Origin of the sequence: Micromonospora taraxaci (genome assembly GCF_007830095.1) — a bacterium.
Taxonomy (GTDB): domain Bacteria; phylum Actinomycetota; class Actinomycetes; order Mycobacteriales; family Micromonosporaceae; genus Micromonospora; species Micromonospora taraxaci.
Map to the genome: position 1 here is coordinate 263201 of NZ_VIWZ01000002.1, position 23754 is coordinate 286954.

A 23754-nucleotide genomic window follows, 5' to 3' on the forward strand; every position below is an offset into this window, starting at 1 on the left:
AGGGCGGCGGTGGGTGGTCAGGGCCGGAGGTTGACGATCCAGCCGTAGAGCCCGCACACCCAGAAGGCGAGCGGGACCAGCGCGATGATCAGCAGGATCTCGGCGATGTCGAGAAGCCGGCCCCAGACCGGTGAGATGCGTTTGCCGGCAACGGTCAGGCCGTAGATCAGGCTGATCACGGCGGCCAGCACCAGACCGCCGAGGACCAGACCGAGCTTGACCGGCAGCGACCCGTCGGTGAAGGTGGCCGCGGCGGCCAGGCCCAGGCCCACGGTCCCGGCGAGCAGCACCGGGGTGCGCTGGGCGCGGCCCAGGAGCGGCCGGGCCCGCAGCAGCGACAACAGCGCCAGCACCAGGCACAGCAGTACCGCCGACAGCCGACCGTCGAGAGCCAGCACGATCTGCGCGCCCAGCACCAGGAGCGCGATCGTCCACAACAGACCGGTCAGGAACTGGTCCGCCCGCTCGCTCCGCTGGAGCACGTGCCTGCCGTCTACCGACTCGGTGTCGGTCTTCAGGTCCTCCGGACCGGTCGGGATCGACGGCACCGGCAGTCGCGCCAGCCGGTAGGCCGTCATCGGCAGCGCCGGCACCACACCGAACGCCACAGCGGCCACCACCGCGGCGGAGGCCGGCGCGTCGAGGCCGAAGACCAGGCAGAGCAGAGCGCCGAGGCCGGTCGCGGCCCCCACCCCGATCGCGGCGAAGAAGAGCGGGTACCGGTCACCGACAGCCAACACGGCGACGGCACCGGCGACCACCGCGGCGGTCGCCGCCACCAGCACGTGCGGGCTGGCCAACTCGGTAAGCGGCCGGTCACCGGCGAGCAGCAGCAGACCGCCGGTGGCGGCGTGCGTCAGGCCGACGATGGCCAGCACCGCACCGGTCTGACTGTCGCCGGCGGCCCTGGACAGCACCGCCGCGCCGACCAGCAACGCCACCGCGACCAGCAGGGCGGCCACCGCGCCGGGCAGGTGCGGTGGGCCGGCGAAGAGCGCGGCGAGTGCGCCGGCGCCGAACGCCGCCGCCGCGAAGACCACAGCGAAGGACCGGGTCGCACCGGCGTGCCAGGCCCCGGGACGTTGGTTGGTGGCGGTGGCCACCGCATCCACCACATCGTCGAAGACGATCTCCGGTGCGGCGGCGGACCGGGGGTTGAAGTAGAGCACCTCACCGTCGCGGATGCTGAGCTGCCCAGCAGTGCGCCCGCCGTCCAGCGGCGCACCGCCCAACCGGGACAGAGCCCAGCCGCCGTGCCGCGCGCCCTCGTCGGCGAGGTCCTCGCCGGCATAGCGCAGCAGGGTGGGGAGCAGGTCCGCAATCGGCACGTCCGACGGCAGCGCCAGATCCATCCGGGTACGCGGAGCCACGATGGTGATCCGGCTCAGTCCACCGGTCGCCGTCTTCGTCGCCACAGTGGCCTCCAGGTGTGCGTCTGCGATCGGCTGGCCGCGATGCTGCGGTCCGGGTCCACCGCGCCCACGGCAGATTACCTACGATGGCGGGCACGTACGATGCCCACCCGCGGGCTCCGGTCCGCGGCGGCACGTCATCAGGGCCGCTTCTGGGGAGGAGACAGCCGTGAGCACGGTGGTGTTCCGCCGGCTCCCGCGTCAGCCGGGACCGGCCCTACCTCGCGGTGAGGTGTTGCTGGAGTCGCCGCCCGAGCTGCCCGAGCCGACACCTCGCGGCATGGGGCAACTGCTCATGATCCTGCCGATGTTCTGCGGGGTCGGTGCGATGGCCTTCCTCTACGCCGGCAAGGGCGGCGGCATGATGACGTACGTCGCCGGCGGCCTCTTCGGTGTCTCGATGCTCGGCATGGCGATCGGTTCACTCGCCAACAGCGGTGGCAAGGACAAGGCCGAGTTGAACGCCGACCGCCGCGACTACATGCGCTACCTGGCGCAGATGCGTAAGCGCACAAGGCGTGCCGCCGAGCAGCAGCGGGCCGCGATGGCCTGGCGGCACCCGGAGCCCGACGCGCTCTGGTCGATCGCCGCGTCCCGTCGGCTCTGGGAGCGGCGGATCACCGAGGACGACTTCGGCGAGACCCGGATCGCCCTCGGCCCGCAGCGACTGGCGGTCGAGATCGTCCCGCCGGAGACGAAACCGGTCGAGGACCTGGAGCCGATGAGCGCCATCGCGCTTCGCCGGTTCGTCCGCGCACACTCCACAGTGCCCGAGTTGCCGACCGCGCTGTCGGTGCGCGCGTTCAGCCGGGTGGTGCTGCGCGGCGACCGCGAGCCGGTGCTCAACCTGACCCGGGCGGCGCTCGGCCAACTGGCCACCTTCCATGCGCCGGACGACCTGGTGGTCGCGGTGGTCGCCGCGCCGGACCGGCAGTCGTCCTGGGACTGGGTGAAGTGGCTGCCACACGCCCACCACAGCGCCCGTACGGACGCGGCCGGCGCGCGCCGACTGGTCTTCGCCAGCCTGGCCGAGGCCGAGGCCGCGCTCGCCGGTGAACTGGCCGCACGACCCCGCTTCGCACCCGAGGCGAAGCCGTTGACCACCGCCGCGCACCTGGTCGTGGTCATCGACGGTGGCGAGGTCTCACCGACCTGTCAGCTGGTGGGCCCAGGGTTGCTCGGCACGACCGTGATCGACCTGTCCGGCACGGTGCCGCGCGACGCCGGTCGCTGGCTGCTCTGCCTCGACGTGGCCGACGGCAGCTCGCTCGACCTCGTCCGGGGCAGCTCGTCGTCGCCGTTGGGTCGCCCTGACCAGCTCAGCGCCGAGGCCGCCGAGGGGCTGGCCCGGCAGATCGCTCCCTACCGGCTGTCCCAGCAGCAGACCAGCAACGAGGAGCCGCTGGCCCGCAGCATGGAGCTACCGGACCTGCTCGGTGTGGGTGACGCCGCCACGGTGGACGTCCAGAACACCTGGCGTCCGCGCGGCCACCGGGACCGGCTGCGTATCCCGCTCGGCGTCGGGCCGGACGGCAACGTGGTCGAACTGGACTTCAAGGAGTCGGCGCACGAGGGCATGGGCCCGCACGGCCTGGTGATCGGCGCCACCGGGTCCGGCAAGAGCGAGTTGCTCCGAACGGTGGTGGCCGCGTTGGCGGTCACCCACTCGTCGGAGGAGTTGAACTTCGTCCTGGTGGACTTCAAGGGCGGCGCGACGTTCGCCTCGTTGGAGGCGCTGCCGCACACCAGCGCCGTGATCACCAACCTGGCCGACGAGCTGCCGCTCGTCGACCGTATGCGGGACGCGCTCGCCGGCGAGATGGTGCGCCGGCAGGAGTTGCTGCGGGCAGCCGGAAACTACGTCTCGCGCTTCGAGTACGAGAAGGCCCGTGCCGCCGGTGAGCCGCTGGCCCCGATGCCCAGTCTGCTGATCATCTGCGACGAGTTCAGCGAGCTGCTCGCCGCCAAGCCCGACTTCATCGACCTGTTCGTGATGATCGGCCGGCTGGGCCGGTCGCTCGGCGTGCACCTGCTGCTGGCCAGCCAGCGACTCGAAGAGGGCAAGCTGCGTGGTCTGGACACGCACCTGTCCTACCGGATCGGTCTGCGTACCTTCTCCGCCGTGGAGAGCCGGATCGTGCTCGGCGTGCCGGACGCGTACGAGCTGCCGAACGCGCCCGGTCACGGCTACCTGAAGACCGACACCAGCACGATGCTGCGGTTCCGGGCCGCGTACGTGTCGGGGGCGTACCGGGCGCCGGGGCAGCAGGCAAGCGCCTCACAGGCGTTGGTGCAGCGGCGGATCGTGCCGTACGGCCTCGACTTCGTTCCGGCCCAGCTCCCGCAGATGCCGGTGGCCGCCGCTCCCGAACCGGAGCAACCGGCCGACGGCAAGGCTGTGGCGATGCTCGACGTGCTGATCGACCAGCTCAAGGGCAAGGGCCGCCCCGCCCATCAGGTGTGGCTGCCGCCGCTGGCCGATCCGCCGGGTCTGGGCGAGCTGCTCGGCGCGCTGGCCGTCGACCCGACCTACGGGTTGTGCACCGCGTCCTGGCCCGGGCGGGGCAGGTTGACGGTGCCGGTCGGTGTGGTGGACCGCCCGTACGAGCAGCGCCGTGACCCGATGATGGTCGAGCTGGCCGGTGCCGGCGGCAACGTGGTCATCGTCGGCCGTTCGCTGAGTGGCAAGAGCACCATGCTGCGTACGCTGCTCGCCTCGCTGGCTCTCACGCACACCCCGCGCGAGGTGCAGTTCTTCTGCCTGGACTTCGGCGGAGGCGCGCTGCGCAGCCTGGAGCGGCTCCCGCACATGGCGGGGGTGGCCGGTCGACGCGACGTCGAGGCGGTACGCCGGACGGTGGCCGAGGTGGTGGCCGTCCTGGACGACCGGGAGACCCGCTTCGCCCAGCACGGCATCGACTCGGTGGCCAGCTACCGCCGTCGCCGGGCCGCCGGCGAGTTCGTCGACGACCCCTTCGGCGACGTGTTCCTGGTGGTCGACGGCTGGAACACGCTGCGCCAGGAGTACGAGGAGCTGGAGCAGACCATCACCACGCTGGCCAACCGTGGCCTCGGTTTCGGCGTACACGTGGTGCTCACGGCGGTGCGGTGGGCGGAGATCCGGATCAACATGCGGGATCTGCTCGGCACCAAGCTGGAGTTGCGGCTGGGTGACGCGTCCGAGTCGGAGATCGACCGCCGGGCGGCGACGAACGTGCCGGAGAAGTCGCCCGGTCGCGGCCTGACCCGGGACAAGCTGCACTTCCTCACGGCGATCTCGCGGATCGACGGTCGCCGGGACATCGACGACCTCAGTGAGGCGTCGGTGTCCCTGGCCGGGCACGTGGCGGCGAACTGGCCGGGTCGGCCGGCGCCGAAGGTGCGGCTGCTGCCCCGCCGGCTGCCGGTGGGCGAGTTGGCCCGGATCATCGACCGGTCGGCGCCCGGTCTGCCGATCGGCGTCAACGAGTCGGCGCTGGCGCCGGTCTACCTGGATCTGGTCAACGAGCCGCACCTGACGGTCTTCGGCGACGCGGAGTGCGGCAAGACCAACCTGTTGCGACTGATCGCCCGGGGCATCACCGAGCGGTACACGCCCGCGCAGGCCCGCCTGGTGATCGCCGACTACCGGCGTGGTCTGCTGGGTGCGGTGGAGGGCGATCACCTGCTGGACTACGCGCCGTCCAACCAGGCGTTCGCGCAGGGGCTCGCCTCGATCCGCAGCGCGTTGTCCAACCGGCTGCCCGGGCCGGACGTGACCACCGCCCAACTGCGTGACCGCAGTTGGTGGAAGGGTCCGGACCTGTACATCCTGGTCGACGACTACGACCTGGTTGCCTCCGGTGGCAGCAATCCGCTCAGCGCCCTACAGGAGTTGCTGCCCCAGGCGCGCGACATCGGCCTGCACCTGATCATCACGCGTCGGGTCGGCGGGGTGTCCCGGGCGCTGTACGAGCCGGTGCTGCAACGGCTGCGTGAGTTGGACTCCCCGGGCCTGCTGATGTCCGGCAACCGGGAGGAGGGTGCCGTCTTCGGGACGCTGCGGCCGAGCCCACAGCCACCGGGTCGAGGCACCCTGGTCCGCCGGCGCGACGGCCAGCAGCTGATCCAGACCGCGTGGGCCGAGCCTGCGTGACCGGCGGTCCGATTCACCACCATCCATCGGGCATCGGTGGTCAGGGCTGCGAGGGCTGGTCGGCTTCCGCTACGGTCTTCACTGGAGTGTCCGTCGGTGGGGTGTTGCTGCCTTGCCGCGGGGGAGGGGTGCGGCGAAGCCGCCACCACAAGATGACGGAGGGGTGTGAAGCATGGCGTTCGAGGTCGAAGCAGCGACTCTGCATACCGCCGCGAGTGACGTGCGGTCCACGCGCAGCGAGGTTGACGGCGAGCTGAAGAAGCTGTGGAACGTGGTCGACGACCTGGCAATGGCGTGGAAGGGCCAGGCGTCCACGGGCTTCCAGTCGCTGATGACGCGCTGGAACGAGGACACCGTCAAGCTGCTGACGGCGATGGACAGCATCGCCGACCTGCTCGACAAGTCGGGTACGACGCACCAGGTCAACGACGAAGAGCAGCAGCAGATGCTGGACAAGTTCCACTCTGCTCTCAACCCGTGATCCGCAGGCAGCAGAGGAGGAAATCGTGACGATCAAAGTTGACTACGCTGTCCTCGAGAGCAGCAACCAGCAGATGCAGGCCATCTCGAAGACCATCGACGAGAAGCTCGACACGCTGCGGTCGATGCTGTCCAAGCTGCACTGGGACGGCGAGGACCGGGTTGCCTACGAGCAGCACCAGGCCAAGTGGGACACGGCGGTCCGGGACATCAACCGGATCCTGAACGAAATCGGCGGCGCTGTCGGCATCGCCCGCGAGAACTACGTCTCCACCGAGATGAGCAACTCGAAGGTGTGGAGCTGAGAAGTCCGCTGGTGTGGCTCCGGTCCGGTCGACCCGGGCCGGAGCCGCATTGTTTCTGCCCCGGCGAGGTGCTGCCGACCCGGCGGGTCAGCCGGCGGTCGGCGCGTCGGTGCGTCGGCCAGGGCGCCAACCTCGTTCGCGGCCCCGGCTGACGATCGGTCGCCCGATCAGCAGCAGCGCGGCGATCAGCCCGCCGACCAGCGCCGTCCAGATCGCGGCCGTGCGTTGCCAGCCCAGCGGGTCGTCCGGTGCCATCGGCGCGGGGATCGCGCTGGCGGGCGGGTTCGTCCGGGTGCCCAGAAGGCTCGACACCGCCCGGTACGGGTTGACCATGCCGTAACCGATGTCGGCGTTGTGACCTTCCGGCGGGTTGTCGGCGGTGCGCTCCAGCCGTTCAGCGATCTGTTCCGGGGTGAGGTCGGGGTAGGCCGCGCGGACCAGCGCGGCCACACCCGAGACGTACGCGGCGGCGTAACTCGTGCCGCCGTTCGGCTCGGCGCGGTAGCCGGCCCCCCGCGGCGCCGGCCCGATGATGTTCAGCCCCGGCGCGGCGATGTCGACGTAGTCACCACTGATCGAGGTGCCGACGTGACCACCCTCCTCGTTGACCCCACCGACGGCCAGCACCCCTGGGTACGCGGCCGGATAACCCGGCCTACTCTGCTGCCCCTCCTGCTGGTTGCCGGCGGCTGCGACGAGCACCACCTGCTTGGCCAGCGCCCGCTCGACGGCGGCGGTGAGTTCCGGGCCGGGAATGGTCGTCAGGGACAGGTTGATCACGTCGGCGCCCTGCTCGACCGCCCAGTCGATCGCGGCGGCGATCTGCCCGGGAAGCTGCGGGTCGTTGGTGTCCTTGAGGTCCGGCAGGACCCGGATGGGGAGGATGCGGGCGGCCGGGGCGATGCCGCTGAACGGGACGCCGGTGCCTTCCCGGCCGGCGATGATGCCGGCGATCATCGTGCCGTGCCCGACGAGGTCGCACTGGCCCTTGTTTGCCGGCAGGTTGTTGAAGTCGCGACCGTCGAGCACCTGGCCGCTGAGCAGCGGGTGGGTCGCGGAGACCCCGGAGTCGATCACTGCCACCGTCACTCCGGCGCCCCGGGACAGCGGCCACGCCGAGGCCGGTTCCAGTCGGCGTAACGCCCACGGCGGCTGTGCCAGGCCCTCCTCGCCCTCTGGACCGCAGGTGGGGGGTGCGGCGGTGGCCGGGGAGGGTGCCACCAGGCCGGTGCCGAGCAGAAGCGCCAGCATTCCACTGAGGACCGCGCGGGTGGCATGGCGGGAGGAGGGGGTCGCGCTCGACGGCGGGCATTCGCGCACCCGCAGAGATTACCGCTGTGCTCGGTCGGGCAACGGCCCGGCGACGATGGTCAGGCCTGGGGGCTGACCTCCGCGGTGGGCGTCTCGGCGAACAGTGCGAGCAGCGCGCCGACCTGACGGTCGGCTTCGGCGGGGTGCCGGAACCGGCCGGCCGGGTTCAGGGTGTATTCGTTGCGCCTGCCGACGCGGGTGCGGTGCAGGTATCCGTCCGCCTCCAGGTCGGCGACGATCGCCTGCGCGGCGCGTTCGGTCACGCCGACCTCGGCGGCGACGTCCCGCAGCCGGGCGGTGGGGTCGCGAGCGATGGCCAGCAGAACGTGACCGTGGTTGGTGAGGAATGTCCAGTTTCGCCCGCTGCCGGTCGACGTGTTCGTCATCGTGTGACCGCCTTTCCGGATGCCCGCCCTCGGTGCGTCGCCCACGGGTCGATTCGGGGTCAACGTATGAAATCTATATCACGCATCCCTTGACGCGTGTTTCGGTGCGTGTGACGGTGGACCCCGAGCCAGCGCCCGCCGCAGGCCCACCTGAAGCCGTTTGACCAGGTCAGATGCATCGAGACGAGGTGCGGGGATGAGTCATTCCGGAACTACCGGTGGGCAGCCGGGGCCGCAGCGGACCACCGACCGGGCACCCGCGCCGAGCGAGCCGGCTCGGGCGTACACCGAGTTGGTCGCCGGCAACAGGCGCTTCGTCGACGGCGCTCCTCGCCACCCCAACCAGGACGCCGGGCACCGGGCCGCCGTGGCCGACGGGCAGCACCCGTTCGCGGTGATCGTCGGCTGCTCCGACTCACGGCTGGCCGCCGAGATCATCTTCGACCGCGGGCTGGGTGACCTGTTCGTGGTCCGGACCGCCGGCCACACCGCCGGCCCGGAGGTGCTCGGCAGCGTGGAGTACGCGGTGACAGTGCTCGGTACCCCGCTCGTGGTGGTGCTCGGTCACGACTCGTGCGGCGCGGTGCAGGCGGCCCGGGAGGCCGCCGCGACCGGCACCCGACCGCCGGGGCACCTGCCCGCGGTGGTCGACGCCGTGCTGCCCAGCCTGCGCCGGGCCGAGGCCGAGGGTGTGCAGGACATCGACGGCATCGTCGACGTCCACATCGCACAGACCGTCGAGACGTTGCTCGGCCAGTCGCCCGTGCTGGCCGGTGCGGTGGCGCAGGGGCGGTGCGCGGTGGTGGGTGTGTCGTACCGGCTCGCCGCTGGAGAGGTGCGCGCGGTGGCCGCCGTGCCGGCCGGCCTCACGACGCTCGACGCCGACCCGGCAGCGCCCGCCGCGGCCTGACACGACGAGGGCCGCGCGTTTCGGGGCCTGACGCGAGACGAGGGCCGCTCCGCGCGACGCGGAACGGCCCTCGACGAATGTCCTGCGGGTCAGAGCAGCGACATGTGGACGTGGTCGGTGTGGTTCGACGGCCCGCTGTACGAACTCCAACCGGTCGCCGGGAACCAGATCTGCCGGTTCCAGATGACGTAGTAGATGCCCAGCCGGTCGGCGTTACGGATGAGGAAGGCGGCGACGTTGTTGCCGTACTTCCGGGTGTCGTCGTTGTGCCACGGGGCGAAGCCGCTCTTCTGCAACGACCAGTCGCAGGCGCGGCCCTTCGGGTGCTCCCACGGCCCACCGGAGCGGTAGCAGCCGACGAACCGGTTGAAGCCGGCCGCCTTGACCTCCTTGTACGCGTGCAGCGTGCGGGGCGTGACGCAGCCGGACGTGGTCGGGTCCTTCTCGCTGCACGACTGCGGCTTCCAGTCACCGTCGGCGGTGCGACCCGGGCCGATCTTGGCGACCTTCGAGGTGGCGTCGACCAGGCCGCCGGTGAAGCCCTTGCCGCCGACGAGGGAGAGCGCCTTGTCCGCCTCGCTCTTGCGCTTGGCCATCAGGGCGGTCTGCTTCTGCTGCTCGCGGACCTCCGCGTCGAGAAGTAGCTTGGCCTGCTCGGCGCGGGCCTTCACCGCGTTGACCTCGGCGAGCTTCTTCTCGTTGACCATGTTCATCTCGTCGAGCAGCGAGGCCCGCTGGACGAACGCGTCGGGAGCCTTGCTCTCCAGCAGCATCGCGAGCGCGCCGATCCGGCCGGTCCGGTACGACTGGGCGGCGATCTGCCCGACCTGGGGGGCCAGCGCGTCCAGGTCGGCCCGGGCCCGATCGACCTGCTGCGTCAGCTCGCTCTGCCGCTTCTTGGACTTGTCCAGTTGGGACTTGGCGGCGGAGTAGTCGCGGTTGGCCTGCTCGATGACGTCGGTGAGCAGCTTTGGCTCGCCGTCCTCCTCGTGCCCGGACGGGGTGGGAGTCGTCGGGGCGGCGTGGGCCGGGAGGGGCCCGGCGAGCACGGTGAGTGCGGCGATCACGGCCACCACGGGTGTCAACCAGCGGCGTAGGGGTGCCGTCACAATGTTCCCTTCCGTCGACCGCCGACCGGGTTAGCTGACGGGTTCGGGGCGGAAGTGGCCCCTACCGCTGACGCGGATTCACCCCACGTACCTGGGTCCCCGGCTCGCCGGTTGGCGATTGGGCGGTGGCACCGCAGACGCCGCTTCGCGCCTTCATCGGTGACCGGCAGCGAGGTTACCCGAGAGTCGACCGGGTGAGCTACGCCTGGATGCCGACCAAAAGTGTCATTTCGCCATAGCGTTGAGTGACCAGTGACGCGGTTCTCAGGGTGGAGGCCCGATCTGGTCACGCTGAGGAGTGTCACCATGTCGTATCCGTGCTCCTGTTCGGCTCCGGCCACCGGTCGGCGGCGGTAGATGGGGGTGGAGTCCGCGTCGGGTCCGACTCGTCGGGGTGACCCGTTCGCGGTGAGATCAGTGCGGCCAGTGCCTCCGCCCGGTCCGTCTGCGGTCGCGGGGCGGAAGCGTCGGCGGGCGACGTGGCGTCGGTGCGACCGGCGGCGGGCGACAGAGCGTCGGTGCGACCGGCGGCGGTCACCACCGCCGCCAGTCCGGTGGTCAGCGGCACGGCGGCGATCAGGCCGAGGGTGGCGACCGCGCTGCGGACGATCTCCTGGGCGAGGAACTCGCTGGTGAGGATCTGCCCGATCGGCCGCGCGTCCGCGGTGAGCAGGAGCAACAGCGGCAGCGACGCGCCCGCGTACGCCAGCACGATGGTGTTGACAGTGGACGCGATGTGCGCCCGACCGACCCGGGTTGCCGCGCGGTACAGCTGCAACCGGGTCAGGCCGGGGTTGGCGTGCGCCAGTTCGGTGACGGTGGCCGCCTGGGTGACTGTCACGTCGTCGAGCACCCCGAGCGATCCGATGATGATTCCGGCGAGCAGCAGGCCGTGCAGGTCCACGTCGCCCTGGAACATCGACAGGGTGGTGGCTTCCTCGCTGCCGAAGCCGGTGAGGTGGGTCGCGGCGGTGGCGACGGTGGCGAGCACGCCGGTCAACACCAGGCTGCCCAGGGTGCCGAGCACCGCTACCGAGGTCTGTGCGCTGACCCCGTGTGTCAGGTAGAGCACCACGAACATGATCAGGGCGGCGCCGACCACCGCCACCAGCAGGGGTGACTTCCCCGCGCCGATACCCGGCAGTACGAAGGTGAGCAGGATGGCGAAGCTGGCGGCCAGCCCGGCGAGCGCGGCGAGACCCCGCCACCGACCGAACGCGACGATCGCGGCGGCGAAGACGACGGCCAACCACAGCATCGGGGTGCCCCGCTGGTGCTCGGCGACGTTCCAGTTGCTGATGGTGGGATCGGTGGGGTCGGTCAGCTCGACCAGGATGACCTCGTCGCCGACCTCCACCCGGGGTGCGCCCGGCCCGTCGGGCACCGGCGTCTCGACCTGCTGTCCGGCCGACGGCCCGTCGTCCACGCGGACGTCGACAGTGCCGCAGCGCCCGTCGCCGACGCGCGGTGTGCCCTCGGGGCTCGACGGCGACGGCGGGCACGGCTCCATCACCACCCGGGTCACAGTGCCGCTGTAGCGCGGCACGTCCGCCCCGCCGTCGGACTGTGGTGACCCGCCGCGCGGCCAGAGGAGCACGGCCGCGATGACGGTGGCGACGAAGAGAGGCACCACGGTCATGACGAGGATCCGTCGCACCCGGGGCGGGGCGGACGGAGCGGGACGGGCGTGGTCGGAACCCAAGGTGAGACTCCCAACGATCCGGTGCGGGGTACGTGTCAGTGGGCCGGTCGGTTCACCGTCACTGCGGAAACGTGGTGGGGGAACGCGATGGTTCGCCGGCTGACGACCGCTCGGTCACGGACGGTAGGGTCGGACCCGACCGGCCAGCCGCGACACCACCGCGCGCTGGCGCGGGTGCCCGTTCGTGCCTCGGTCTGCCGGGGGTCATCGTGGGAAATGCTAACCAGCACGGTCGGGGGATGCAGGTCGTGACGGAGTGTCGGTGGTGGAACCGCCCGCGTGGCGGTTCCCGGACCGGCATCGTGGAGACATGCCCGTGCCGTCACCGCCCGACCCCGGCCAGCACGCCCCGGCCGCGTCACCGCAGCACGACAAGCACGCCGGGCACGACAAGCACGCCGGGCACGATCCCGAGATGTTCCGTCGGCGCTTCTGGATCTGTCTGGCTCTCACGGTCCCGGTGGTCCTGACCAGCCACCTGGTGTGGGATCAGTTGGGCCTGGGTTGGGACGTACCCGGCCGCTCGTGGGTGGGCCCGGTGCTCGGCTCGGTGGTGTTCTGGTGGGGCGGCTGGCCGTTCCTCGTGGGTGTGGTGCGGGAGGTGCGGGACCGCGCGCCCGGGATGATGCTGCTGGTCGCGATGGCGATCACCGTCGCCTACGCCGCGTCCCTGGCGACCAGCGTGGGCGCCTTCGACCTGGACTTCTGGTGGGAGTTGGCCGCCCTGGTCACCATCATGCTGCTCGGCCACTGGCAGGAGATGAAGGCCATCGGGCAGGCCCGGGGAGCGCTCGCGGCGCTGGCCGCGCTGCTGCCGGACGAGACCGAGCGCGTCGCGGCGGACGGACAGGTCGAGGCGGTGGCGGTGTCCGACCTGCGGGTCGGTGACGTAGTGCTGGTCCGCCCGGGCGGTCGGGTGCCGGCGGATGGCCGCATCGTCGACGGTGACGCCGAGTTGGACGAGTCGATGATCACCGGTGAGTCACGGCCGGTCGCCCGGTCCGCGGGTGACCGGGTGGTGGCCGGCACGGTGGCCACCGACTCGGCGATCCGGGTACGCGTCGAGGCGCTGGGTGAGCAGACCGCGCTCGCCGGCATCCAGCGGATGGTCGCGCAGGCCCAGGGTTCCGGCGGGCGGGCCCAACTGCTGGCCGACCGGTTCGCCGCCGCGCTGTTCTACGTCGCCACCGGCACGGCCGTGCTGACCGTGCTGGTCTGGGCCGCGCTCGGTCGACCCGACGAGGCGGTGGTCCGCGCGGTCACCGTCCTGGTGATCGCCTGCCCACACGCCCTCGGTCTCGCCATTCCTCTCGTCGTCGCGCTCTCCACCGCGTTGGCCGCGCGGTCCGGGATCCTGGTGAAGGACCGGTTGGCGTTGGAGCGGATGCGGACCGTGGGCGCGGTGCTCTTCGACAAGACCGGCACGCTGACCCGGGGCGAACACGTGGTGACCGACGTGGCGACGGTGCCGGGCACCGAGCGGGACGAGGTGCTGCGGATCGCGGCGGGCGTCGAGTCGGACAGCGAGCATCCGCTGGCCCGCGCGATCGTGGCGGCGGCCGGGTCTGCCGGCCCGCTCCCGGCCGCCGGGTTCCGGTCGCTGCCGGGCCGCGGTGTGCGGGCGACAATCGACGGTACGGAGTACGCCGTGGGCGGTGCGGCGCTGCTGCGGGAACTGGGTCTGTCACTCCCGTACGAGCTGGAGGCGGCGACCGACGGGTGGTCGGCTCGGGGCGCTGCGGTGCTGCACCTGGTACGGCTGCCGGAGGCCGTGCTCGGCGCGTTCGCGCTGACCGACGAGGTGCGCCCGGAGGCCCGGCGGGCCGTCGACGAGCTGCGCGCCGAGGGTGTCCGGACCATCGCCATGATCACGGGTGACGCCCGCCCGGTGGCGGAGGCGGTCGCGGCCGAACTCGGCTTCCGGCCCGGCGTCGACGAGGTCTTCGCGGAGGTGCTGCCGGCGGAGAAGGACGAGCGGGTGGCCGACCTGCAACGGCGGGGGTTGACGGTGGCGATGGTCGGCGACGGGGTGAACGACGCGCCGGCGTTGGCCCGGGCGGACGTCGGCATCGCGATCGGCGCGGGCACCGACGTGGCGATCGAGTCCGCCGGAGTGGTGCTGGCGTCGTCGGACCCGCGCGGGGTGGGCGCCGTGGTCCGCCTGTCCCGGGCGTCGTACCGCACGATGCGTCAGAACCTGGCCTGGGCGGCGGGCTACAACGTGGTGGCGCTGCCGCTGGCGGCGGGGGTGCTGGCGTGGGCCGGTGTGGCGTTGAGCCCAGCGGTGGCGGCGGTGTTGATGTCCGCGTCCACCATCGTGGTGGCGCTCAACGCGCAGTTGCTCCGCCGGGTCCGTCTCGACAGCGACTGAGGGGGTCAGCCGCGCTTCATCAGCCGGCCAACCGCCGCCATCATCTCGGTGGCCATCTCGTCGGCCCGGCCCTCGGCCGCCCCTTCGTGCATGCAGTGCCGGGCGTGCCCGTCGAGCAGCCCGAGCGCCACCTTGTCGAGGGCGGCCTGGATCGCGGATATCTGGGTGAGTACGTCGATGCAGTAACGGTCGTCGTCGACCATCTTCTCGATGCCGCGGACCTGCCCCTCGACACGGCGGAGTCGCGCGAGCAGCTGGTCCTTGCTGGCGGTGTACCCCCGGATCGGGGCGGGTGTGGTCATGCCGGCAAGGATAGCCTACCCCCCGGGGGTATGGTACGGTCGCTTCCGGTGGGGATACCCCCACCCCGTACCGGTAAGGAGACGTTCTGATGGTCAACACGACGTACCAGGTGCAGGGCATGACCTGTGGGCACTGCGTCAGCGCGGTCACCGCCGAGGTCGGCGGCATCGCGGGCGTGCACGACGTCCAGGTCGACCTCGCCACCGGCCGGGTCACCGTCGACAGCGACCAGCCGTTGGACACCGAGGTCGTCCGGGCCGCCGTCGACGAGGCCGGCTACAACCTCGTCGACGCGTGATCGGAGGGCCGCCATGCGCACCGTGACGAAGTTGGCCGGGTTCGCCGTCGGCCTGGCGGCGGTCTTCGGCACCACGTACGGGATCGGTCGGGTGGTCGACCGCGCCCCGGCGGCCGAGAGCCGGCACGACGAAGGCGCGGCTCCCGCGACCGGCGCGGGCGGGACCACCGATCGCCTCCCCGGCGGTCTGCTCGTCTCCGACCGTGGCTACACCCTCGAAACTGTCGACGCTCCGGCCGACGAGTTCGCCTTCCGGATCGTCGGGCCGGACGGACGCCCGGTGACACGCTACGACGTGGCGCACGACAAGCGGATGCACCTGATCGTCGCCCGGCGGGACCTCTCCGGCTTCCGCCACGTGCACCCCGAGTTGGCCCCGGACGGCACCTGGCGGGTCGACACCCCGCTGGCCGGCGCCGGGCAGTGGCGGGCCTTCGCCGACTTCGCCCCGACCGGGGCGGAGCCGCTGACCCTCGGTGTGGACGTGACAGTCCCCGGCGAGCTGACCGAACGACCACTGCCGGCACCCTCGACCAGCACCACCGTCGACGGCTACACGGTGACCCTGACCGGCGCTCCGCAGCCCGGCCGCACGTCAGAGTTGACCCTCAGCGTGAGTCGGGACGGTCAGCCGGTCACCGACCTGGAGCCCTACCTGGGCGCGTACGGGCACCTGGTGGCGCTACGCCGAGGTGATCTGGCGTACCTGCACGTACACCCGGACGGGACACCGGGGGACGGGCGGACGCGGCCCGGCCCGGCGGTCACCTTCCTCGCCGAGGTGCCGTCGGCCGGCAGCTACCGGCTCTACCTCGACTTCCGGCACGGCGGGGCGGTGCACACCGCCGAGTTCACAGTCGTCACCGACGGCACCTCGACCGGGGTCGTTCCCAGCCCGAGCGGACCCGCGCCGACCGGAGGCGCCGACCACGGCACCCCCGGGCACGGGCACAACTGACGGGACCAGACGATGACCACCACCAGCAGCAGACAGCTACCCGAGGCACCCAACCGGATCGAGTTGGCGATCGGCGGGATGACCTGCGCCGCCTGCGCCGCCCGGATCGAGAAGAAGCTCAACCGGATGGACGGCGTGAGCGCCACAGTCAACTACGCCACCGAGAAGGCGACGGTCCGGTACGTCGACGGCGTCACGCCGGACGACCTCATCGAGACAGTGCAGAAGACCGGCTACACGGCTGCGCTGCCCAGCCCGCCGACCGAGGAGCAGGCGGTGGATCCGCTGAAGGGTCCGCGTAACCGGCTCTGGGTCTCGGTGGCGCTGAGCGTGCCGGTGGTGCTGCTGGCCATGGTCCCGGCCTGGCAGTTCGACTACTGGCAGTGGCTGTCGCTGACCCTGGCCGCCCCGGTGGTGGTCTGGGGCGGGTTGCCGTTCCACCGGGCCGCCTGGACCAACCTGCGGCACGGCGCGGCGACGATGGACACCCTGGTGTCGCTCGGCACGCTGGCCGCGTTCGGCTGGTCGCTCTGGGCGTTGTTCCTCGGTGACGCCGGCATGCCCGGGATGACGCACCCGTTCCGTTTCGACATCACCCGCACCGACGGCGCCGGCAACATCTACCTGGAGGCGGCCGCCGGGGTGACGGTGTTCATCCTGGCCGGGCGCTACTTCGAGGCCCGGTCCAAGCGCACCGCCGGCGCGGCCCTGCGTGCCCTGCTCGAACTGGGCGCCCGCGAGGTGGCGGTGCTGCGGGATGGGGTGGAGACCCTGATCCCGGTGGACCGGCTCGCCGTCGGTGACCGGTTCGTGGTCCGTCCCGGGGAGAAGATCGCCACCGACGGGGTGGTCGACGAGGGCACCTCCGCCGTCGACGCCAGCATGCTCACCGGTGAGTCGGTGCCGGTCGAGGTCGGCCCCGGGGACGGCGTCGTCGGTGCCACCATCAACGCGGGCGGGCGGCTGGTCGTCACCGCGACCCGGGTCGGTGCGGACACCCAGCTCGCCCGAATGGCCGACCTGGTCGAGCAGGCGCAGAGCGGCAAGGCGGCCGTGCAACGGTTGGCGGACCGGATCTCCGGTGTCTTCGTGCCGATCGTCATCACGCTCTCCGTCGGCACCCTCGGCTGGTGGCTCGGCACCGGAGCCGGCCCGACCGCCGCGTTCACCGCGGCCGTGGCCGTGCTGATCATCGCCTGCCCCTGTGCGCTCGGCCTGGCCACCCCGACGGCCCTACTGGTCGGCACCGGTCGGGGTGCCCAACTCGGTGTGCTGATCAAGGGGCCGGAGGTGCTGGAGTCGACCCGCCGGGTGGACACCGTGGTGCTGGACAAGACCGGCACTGTCACGACCGGCCGGATGTCACTGGTGGACGTGGTGCCCGCGAGTGGGGAGGACCGGGCCGAGTTGCTCCGGCTCGCCGGCGCGGTGGAGGCCGCCTCCGAGCACCCGATCGCCCGGGCGGTCGCCGCGGGTGCCGCCGAGGCCGGCGCGCTGCCTTCGGTGACCGGTTTCCGCAACCTCGAAGGGTTGGGCGTGACCGGCACCGTGGACGGGCGGGTCGTACTGGTCGGCCGAGCTCGCCTGCTGCGCGAGGGGCAGATCGACGTACCGCCGGAGGTCGAGTGGGCGGTCAGCGAGGCGGAGGCCGCCGGCCGGACGGCGATCGTGGCCGGCTGGGACGGACAGGCCCGGGGTGTGCTCGCGGTCGCCGACGTGGTTCGGCCGACCAGTCGGTCGGCGGTTGCCCGGCTACGCGCGCTGGGGCTCAACCCGGTCCTGCTGACCGGGGACAACACCACGGTGGCCCGGGCGGTCGCCGCCGAGGTGGGCATCGACGAGGTGATCGCCGAGGTGTTGCCGGCTGGCAAGGTCGACGTGGTGAAGCGGCTCCAGGCCGAGGGACGGTCGGTGGCGATGGTCGGTGACGGGGTCAACGACGCTCCGGCGCTGGCCCAGGCCGACCTCGGGTTGGCCATGGGCACCGGCACCGACGTGGCGATCGAGGCGTCCGACCTCACTCTCGTGCGGGGTGACCTGGACGCCGCTGTGGACGCCATCCGATTGTCCCGACGCACGCTCGGCATCATCCGCGGGAACTTGTTCTGGGCCTTCGGCTACAACGTGGCGGCCCTGCCGCTGGCCGCCGCAGGACTGCTCAACCCGATGATCGCCGGCGCGACCATGGCGCTGTCCTCGGTCTTCGTGGTGGCCAACAGTCTGCGACTGCGTCGGTTCCGGTCGGCCACTGTCGATCGCGGACTGTGACGGCGGTAATGGTTGGACCGGTGACGACGGGGGTACTGCTGGTGTCGTAGCGACGCTTGCGATGGAGGTTGGCAATGGGTTTCGACGACAAGATCAACAACGCCACCGAGGACGCGGCCGGCAAGCTGAAGGAAGGCGCCGGTCGGGCCACCGACAACGAGCAGCTCGAGGCCGAGGGTCGCGCTGACCAGTCGACGGCCAAGCTCAAGCAGGCCGGCGAGAAGATCAAGGACGCCTTCAAGAGCTGACGTACGACGTACTCCGCACGCCGGGTCGGTGATCTTTCACCGGCCCGGCGTGCTGTGTGTCCGGGTGTTTTCCGCCCGCCCCTGAGATCCCCCTGATTCCGTGGCCGCTTCCCACCGCCGCGTGCCCGTACCTGCTAGCTTCTTTTTGCATGTGCGAGGGCTTGTTATGAGCAGCGCTGCACCGCCGACCGGCGACGACCTGGTCCGGGTGCTGGCCGCCCTGGCCAACCCACATCGGCTGCGGGTCGTCGCCGCGCTGTCCCGCGAGCGCGCGTACGTCAGCGGGCTGGCTCGGCAGCTGGGCATCAGCCGAGCGTTGTTGCAGGTCCACCTACGGAAGCTGGCGGCGGCCGGGCTGGTCACCGCTCGCCTGGAGTTGTCGGAGGACGGGAAGGCCATGAACTACTACGAGGTGGAGCCGTTCGTGCTCACACTCACTCCCCAGGTCATCGCGGCGGCGGCCGAGACGCTGACAGTGCCCGACTCGGCCGAGCAGCCAGGAGCGCAGCGATGAGCGAGCACGACTGGACCGAGGTGGTCGGCGCGATCGGCATCTTCGCCCTGATCATCAGCGTGTTCACGGTGACGGTCGTGCAACTCGCCAAGACCCGGCGGGCCCGGTACGAGGCGGCCCGCGCGGACGACTACCGCCAGCTCGCCGAGACGGCCGCTCGGGCCCAGGCGGAGAACGCCCGGCTGCTCGCGGCGATGGAGGCTCGGCTGGGCGGGATGGAGACCCGGATGAACGGTGTCGAACGGGTCCTGACCGAGGTCGACTGACACGGGCCCCGGGCCGTCGAGCGGCTACTCGACGGCCCGGGTGAAGAGCATCACCTCGCCCAGTGGGCGAGTTTCACCGGCAACGCTCCTTCCAGGAGAGGACAGCACCTCATGCTGCGCGTACGCAAATCCGCCGTCGGCTGGGCGGTCGCAGTGGCCCTCACGGCCACCGGCCTGACCCCGGCGACCCCCGCCGCCGCCCGACCGCAACCCGGCCCGACGATCGACTGGCGGCCCTGTGCCAAGGACGCCACCGCCGAGTGCGGCACCCTGTCGCTGCCGGTGGACTGGCACCGACCACGGGGTGAGCGCTTCGAGCTGGAGTTGGCCCGTCGGATCGCCGATCCGGCCGCTCGGGAAGGTGTGCTGGTCTTCGGCCCCGGCGGACCGGGCGACAGCGGCGTCGACCGGGTGGTGGACGGCAGCTCACGGTTCAGCGCAGACCTGCGCCGCCGGTTCGACATCGTCAGCTTCGACCCGCGCGGCACCGGACGCAGCCACCCGGTGATCTGTTCCCGGGAGCTGCTCGGCCGGCAACCACAGGTGATCACCGACCAGGCTCACTTCGACGCCACACTGGCCAACAACGCGCTGCTGCGCGCCGACTGTCGGGCTCGCACCGGGGCGCTCTACGACCACGTCGACACCACAAGCGCCGCCCGTGACCTGGATGCGATCCGTGCCGCGCTCGGCGAGCGCCAGCTCACCTTCCACGGCAGCTCGTACGGCACCCTGCTCGGGCAGCGGTACGCCGAGCTGTTCCCCGGCCGGGTCCGGGCCATGGTGTTGGAGGCCGCCATGGACCACAGCCTCGACACCCGCGCCTTCCTGGACACCCAGGCCGTCACCGCCGAGGACGCGTTCGACGAGTTCCTGGCCTGGTGTGCCCGCTCCGCCGACTGTGTCCTGCACGATCATGACGTGCGGGCACTCTGGGCCGGGCTGCACTCAAGGGCGGAGCAGGGCACGCTGACCGACCCGGACCGGGCCGGCGCGGCGCTCGCCCCGTTCGAGCTGAGCCGCCTCGCCCACAAGCAGCTCTACGACACGTGGCGGTGGCCAGGGCTCGCCGAGTGGATCGTCCGGCTGGACGGCCCCGGCACTCCGCGCGTCGACACGCTGTCGAATGAGGCCGTGGCTCCGTACCCCTTCGCGGTCTTCTGCCAGGACTGGAACCTGCCGGTCCGCGACTACCGCGAGTACGTCGGACATGTGCGCCGCAGCGGGCAGCTCGCGCCCGACCTGCGCTACCCGCCCGCGCTCTTTGCCCTGGTCACCTGCCTGGGCGCCCGGACGCCGGTAGCCAACCCGCAGCACCGGTTGCGGGTCCGCACCGACGTGCCGCTGCTGATCGCCGCCACAGTGCACGACCCGGCGAGCGGCTACGGCTGGGCTCGTAACGTGGCCCGGCAGTTGGGCCGAAACGGCGTGCTGCTCACCTACCAGGGGTGGGGGCATGGCAGCTACACCACCAGCCCGTGCGTGCAGCAGATCGTCGACGACTACCTGATCGACCGGGTGGTGCCGGCCCGGGATGCCAGCTGCCCGGCCGTCGAGCCCGAAGTCTGAGCGGCAAGCAGGGCGAACGCGCACACGTCCGCGCCGCCCCGAAGACCTAAGGTGCGCGTCGTCCCGTCAGGCGGGCGGCCCGCAACTCCAGGTAGCGCTGCTCGGGCAGGCTCGTGGTGCCGCGTGCCGCCGCCAGGTACGCGTCCCGCGCCGCACCGGGCTCACCGGCCAGCTCCAGCAGGTGCGCCCGTACGGCGGCGAGCCGGTGATGCCCGGCGGTGCGCTCGTCGGCATCCAGCGCGGTGAGCAGAGCGAGCCCGGCGCGGGGCCCGTCCACCATGGCCACCGCCACCGCCTGGTTGAGGGTGACCATCGGGTTCGGGGCGATCCGGGCCAGCAGCCGGTAGAGCGCGACGATCTGCCGCCAGTCCGTCTCCGCCGCCGTCGACGCCTCAGCGTGCACAGCGGCGATCGCCGCCTGGAGCTGGTACGGGCCCGGCGGCGACCAGGTCAACGCCTCCGTGATCAGGGCGATCCCCTCCGCGATGGCGGCGGCGTCCCACCGGGTGCGGTCCTGCTCGGCCAGCGGCACCAGCTCCCCGTCCGCGCCGAGTCGGGCCGCCCGGTGCGCGTCGGTGAGCAGCATGAGTGCCAGCAAACCGGCCACCTCACCGTCGTCGGGCAGCAGCCCGTGCAGGATGCGGGCCAGCCGGATCGCCTCGGCGGTCAGGTCGGCCCGGTGCAGATCCGGCCCGCTGGACGCGGTGTACCCCTCGTTGAAGATCAGGTAGAGCACCCGCAGCACCGTCCGCAGGCGTTCCGCCCGCTCACCCGGCGCGGGCATGTCGAACCGGGCGCCGGCGGCCTCGATCCGCTGCTTCGCGCGGCGGATCCGCTGGCTCATCGTCGCCTCCGGCACCAGGTGCGCGCGGGCGATCTGGGCGGTGCTGAGACCACCGACCGCGCGCAGGGTGAGCGTCACCTGCGCCGATCCGGTCAGCGCCGGGTGGCAGCAGAGGAAGAGCAGGGTCAGGGTGTCGTCGGCCTCCGGCACCGCCGGCTCCTCGTCGGCCGGCGGCGACACCCCGGCGTACGCCGGCTCCCGCAACGCCACCGCCACCTCGCGGTCCCGGCGGGCGCTCTCGCTGCGCCACTCGTCGGTGAGCCGGCGGGTGGCCACGGTGAGCAGCCAGGCGCGGGGATTGTCCGGTACGCCCTGCCCGGGCCACTGCATCGCGGCGGCGAGCAGCGCCTCCTGGACCGCGTCCTCGCACCTGTCGAACTGGCCGTGTCGGCGGACCAGCAGGCCGAGGACCTGCGGCGCGAGCGTGCGCAGCAGGTCCTCGACCGTCCGGTCGTCGGTCACATTTCCGTCCCGGCCTGCTCCATGATCGGGCGGACCTCCATCGCACCGCCGAAGCGCACGTCCGGCCAGAGGGCGGCGATCTCGGCGGCCCGCTGCGGGCTGTCGCAGTCGACGGTCAGGTAACCGGCGAACTGCTCCTTGCTCTCCATGAACGGCCCGTCGACGACCTCCGTGCTGCCGCCGACGAGCCGGACCGTCAACGTCTGCGCCGGGTTGGCCAACGCCTGACCGTCGACCAACTCGCCGGTCTCGGTCAGCTCTTTCATGATCTCGTCGACCTCGCCGAACAGGGCGGTGCGGTCCTGCTCGGTCAGCTCCTCGGTGAAGCCGGGCCGGTTCCAGATCAGCAGCATGTACTTCACAGCGGTGCTCCTCAGGCCTCGGTCGCACCCCGGTCGGGGCGCGGCTCACCGGAGGGTCGGAGTCGTCGCCCCGTTCCCTACGGCTCAGCGAAGAAAATCGTAGAAATCTCCGCCGGTGGTGGTCCCACGCCGGTCGAGCCGGCGGCGATGGTGCGGTCAGCGCCGCTCGGGTGGGCGCCTGTCGGGCCCACCGGGCACCTGCCGGGGCTTCCGCCCGCCGCCGACGTCCAACGACGCCCGGTCGGCGGCCGACGTGCCGGAGGACCAACCCTCGGCGTCCCGGACGCTGAGTCGATGCCGGGTGACGCCGGGGAAGAGCGTGTCCAGCCGCTCCCGGACCGCCTCGCCCCGCGCCGCGAGCACCGGCAACAGCCGTTCCGCCCCGGCCGTCTCGGCCGCCGCCCGGTCCGCCGCGTCGGTCGCCGCCTCGGTGGCCGTACGCAGCCGCTCGCCGATCCGCAGCGCGAACGCGTTGAGGAAGGACTCGTCCCAGACCTTCGTCCGCCGCCCCGACCCCGGCCGGCGCTCGGCCCGCCCACGCAGCATCGCCGCCGTGGCCTGGACCAGCAGCGACGTGTAGAGCAGCTCCACCGCCACCAGATCCGCTGGCCAACCCAGCACTGTGGTGAAGCCGAGATCGTCGGACCAGACCGCCTCGCACCGGTTCGCCGCCGCCACCTCCTGCACCAGCAGCGCCTTCGCGCCCGCGTACGGGGTATCGGTGCTCAGGCGTACCCCGCCGGGCTGGTCGCCGCGCTCCGCTCCGGCGGCCAGCAGCGCCTCGTCGATGCTGTGCCGGGCGATCAACTCCTGCGCCTTGGCGGTCAACGCCTCCGCCTCGGCCGGGAAGGTCGTCGACTCAGCCTTGGCCAGCAACGCCCGTACCCGGTCGAGCATCGGTGACCCGCTGCGGGCCGCTCCCGCCGGTCGGGCGGTCACCGCGCCGGTCGTGCCCGGCGGTGGGCGCAGCACCGCGATCGGCGGCAGGCTCTCCACAAGCGCGAGAGCGTCCACGGCAGTGCGGAGCGCGTCGGCCCGGTCCAAACCCTCCCGGCTGGCCCAGCCGGCCAACACGCTGCCGTCGGCGGCACCCTCGGTGGCCACCAGCTCGCGCAACTGGTCGTCCCACCAGGCCGGGACCTGGTCGGCCTGGTCGCGCCGTTGGGCGGCCATCGCGGCGCGGACCAGCCGGGCCGCGTGAGCGTCGAGCCGTCGACTGGTGATCCGGTCCACGTCGACGGGCTGCCAACCGCGCGGCCACAGCCGGCTCAGGCCACGGACCAGGCGACGCAGCAGGGCGGCGTCCACCGCCGTGGTGCCGTCCGCGGCGCCGGTGCCGACCATCAGTTGGTCCAGCTGCCGTTCGGCCTGCCGTACGTCAGTGCCGCGCACCGCCGCGAGCGCGTTGGCGACGAGTTCGTCCGCGTCCGGCACGGGCACCTCCTTCTCGGGATCTGGCTGTCGCTGCCCCTCCAGGCTCCATGATCATGCCGCCCGTGGCCCGGGAGTCACGAAACGGGGATGTCACCAGTCCGGACCTC

At 72.0% G+C, this 23754-nt stretch carries 21 protein-coding genes and 1 riboswitch; of the genes, 12 read left to right on the forward strand and 9 right to left on the reverse strand.

Translation table 11 applies throughout. The features are described 5' to 3' along the window. Positions 1-17: 17 nt before the first annotated feature. Positions 18-1415 (reverse strand): type VII secretion integral membrane protein EccD, encoded by a 1398-nt coding sequence (gene eccD, locus FHU34_RS30330; protein WP_145786058.1) that lies wholly within the window; start codon positions 1413-1415, stop codon positions 18-20. A 166-nt stretch (positions 1416-1581) separates the two neighbouring features. Between eccD and eccCa the strand changes: the two genes are divergently transcribed. The 3 genes from eccCa (at position 1582) to FHU34_RS30345 (ending at position 6332) form a co-directional block, all read left to right on the forward strand. Further along, positions 1582-5547 (forward strand): type VII secretion protein EccCa, encoded by a 3966-nt coding sequence (gene eccCa / locus FHU34_RS30335; RefSeq protein WP_145786059.1) that lies wholly within the window; start codon positions 1582-1584, stop codon positions 5545-5547. Between the two features lie 172 nt (positions 5548-5719). Then, entirely contained in the window at positions 5720-6028 is a 309-nt protein-coding gene (locus tag FHU34_RS30340) for a WXG100 family type VII secretion target (protein ID WP_139583998.1), read from the forward strand. Positions 6029-6053: 25 nt separating this feature from the next. Continuing rightward, a complete protein-coding gene (locus tag FHU34_RS30345; protein WP_139583997.1) occupies positions 6054-6332 on the forward strand; it encodes a WXG100 family type VII secretion target in 279 nt (92 codons plus the stop codon). Between the two features lie 87 nt (positions 6333-6419). On the opposite strand, the gene mycP is transcribed toward FHU34_RS30345, so the two are convergent. Further along, on the reverse strand, positions 6420-7652 hold the full coding sequence (mycP, locus tag FHU34_RS30350; RefSeq protein ID WP_244312057.1) for a type VII secretion-associated serine protease mycosin: 1233 nt from the start codon (positions 7650-7652) through the stop codon (positions 6420-6422). A gap of 50 nt (positions 7653-7702) precedes the next feature. After that, positions 7703-8029 carry a helix-turn-helix transcriptional regulator gene (locus FHU34_RS30355; protein ID WP_145786060.1) on the reverse strand — a complete coding sequence of 109 codons (327 nt, stop codon included), beginning with the start codon at positions 8027-8029 and terminating at the stop codon, positions 7703-7705. Positions 8030-8225: 196 nt separating this feature from the next. On the opposite strand from FHU34_RS30355, the gene FHU34_RS30360 reads away from it, so the two are divergent. Continuing rightward, a complete protein-coding gene (locus FHU34_RS30360; protein ID WP_145786061.1) occupies positions 8226-8939 on the forward strand; it encodes a carbonic anhydrase in 714 nt (237 codons plus the stop codon). Between the two features lie 89 nt (positions 8940-9028). Here the strand turns inward: FHU34_RS30360 and FHU34_RS30365 are convergent, their stop codons facing one another. Both FHU34_RS30365 and FHU34_RS30370 read right to left on the reverse strand, forming a co-directional pair. After that, positions 9029-10048: a coiled-coil domain-containing protein gene (locus FHU34_RS30365; protein WP_145786062.1), complete on the reverse strand. Its 1020-nt coding sequence runs from the start codon at positions 10046-10048 to the stop codon at positions 9029-9031. Between the two features lie 4 nt (positions 10049-10052). Beyond that, positions 10053-10183: riboswitch (cyclic di-AMP (ydaO/yuaA leader) on the reverse strand. 166 nt (positions 10184-10349) lie between these two features. After that, positions 10350-11750 (reverse strand): YibE/F family protein, encoded by a 1401-nt coding sequence (locus FHU34_RS30370; protein WP_145786063.1) that lies wholly within the window; start codon positions 11748-11750, stop codon positions 10350-10352. A gap of 310 nt (positions 11751-12060) precedes the next feature. On the opposite strand from FHU34_RS30370, the gene FHU34_RS30375 reads away from it, so the two are divergent. Then, positions 12061-14121 (forward strand): heavy metal translocating P-type ATPase, encoded by a 2061-nt coding sequence (locus tag FHU34_RS30375; RefSeq protein ID WP_145786064.1) that lies wholly within the window; start codon positions 12061-12063, stop codon positions 14119-14121. Between the two features lie 5 nt (positions 14122-14126). Here the strand turns inward: FHU34_RS30375 and FHU34_RS30380 are convergent, their stop codons facing one another. Continuing rightward, positions 14127-14423 carry a metal-sensitive transcriptional regulator gene (locus tag FHU34_RS30380; protein WP_088986622.1) on the reverse strand — a complete coding sequence of 99 codons (297 nt, stop codon included), beginning with the start codon at positions 14421-14423 and terminating at the stop codon, positions 14127-14129. A gap of 89 nt (positions 14424-14512) precedes the next feature. On the opposite strand from FHU34_RS30380, the gene FHU34_RS30385 reads away from it, so the two are divergent. The 7 genes from FHU34_RS30385 (at position 14513) to FHU34_RS30415 (ending at position 20545) form a co-directional block, all read left to right on the forward strand. Beyond that, positions 14513-14722 (forward strand): heavy-metal-associated domain-containing protein, encoded by a 210-nt coding sequence (locus FHU34_RS30385; RefSeq protein WP_145786065.1) that lies wholly within the window; start codon positions 14513-14515, stop codon positions 14720-14722. 13 nt (positions 14723-14735) lie between these two features. After that, entirely contained in the window at positions 14736-15680 is a 945-nt protein-coding gene (locus tag FHU34_RS30390; protein WP_145786066.1) for a hypothetical protein, read from the forward strand. 12 nt (positions 15681-15692) lie between these two features. After that, on the forward strand, positions 15693-17948 hold the full coding sequence (locus tag FHU34_RS30395; protein WP_145786067.1) for a heavy metal translocating P-type ATPase: 2256 nt from the start codon (positions 15693-15695) through the stop codon (positions 17946-17948). A 74-nt stretch (positions 17949-18022) separates the two neighbouring features. Further along, positions 18023-18196, forward strand: coding sequence for a CsbD family protein (locus FHU34_RS30400; protein WP_088986618.1), 174 nt, complete (start codon positions 18023-18025; stop codon positions 18194-18196). 166 nt (positions 18197-18362) lie between these two features. After that, a complete protein-coding gene (locus tag FHU34_RS30405; RefSeq protein ID WP_145786068.1) occupies positions 18363-18710 on the forward strand; it encodes an ArsR/SmtB family transcription factor in 348 nt (115 codons plus the stop codon). Further along, positions 18707-18976 carry a hypothetical protein gene (locus FHU34_RS30410; protein WP_145786069.1) on the forward strand — a complete coding sequence of 90 codons (270 nt, stop codon included), beginning with the start codon at positions 18707-18709 and terminating at the stop codon, positions 18974-18976. The genes FHU34_RS30405 and FHU34_RS30410 overlap by 4 nt, the downstream gene beginning before the upstream one ends. Before the next feature lie 111 nt (positions 18977-19087). After that, positions 19088-20545: an alpha/beta hydrolase gene (locus FHU34_RS30415; protein WP_145786070.1), complete on the forward strand. Its 1458-nt coding sequence runs from the start codon at positions 19088-19090 to the stop codon at positions 20543-20545. Positions 20546-20591: 46 nt separating this feature from the next. On the opposite strand, the gene FHU34_RS30420 is transcribed toward FHU34_RS30415, so the two are convergent. From FHU34_RS30420 to FHU34_RS30430, 3 genes are all read right to left on the reverse strand, one after another. Next, positions 20592-21851 (reverse strand): RNA polymerase sigma factor, encoded by a 1260-nt coding sequence (locus tag FHU34_RS30420; RefSeq protein ID WP_145786071.1) that lies wholly within the window; start codon positions 21849-21851, stop codon positions 20592-20594. Next, a complete protein-coding gene (locus FHU34_RS30425) occupies positions 21848-22204 on the reverse strand; it encodes a YciI family protein (protein WP_244312079.1) in 357 nt (118 codons plus the stop codon). Before FHU34_RS30425 ends, FHU34_RS30420 begins: the two co-directional genes overlap by 4 nt. A 165-nt stretch (positions 22205-22369) precedes the next feature. Then, positions 22370-23647, reverse strand: a complete 1278-nt coding sequence (locus tag FHU34_RS30430) for a DUF2786 domain-containing protein (RefSeq protein WP_145786073.1) — start codon at positions 23645-23647, stop codon at positions 22370-22372. Between the last annotated feature and the right edge of the window lie 107 nt (positions 23648-23754).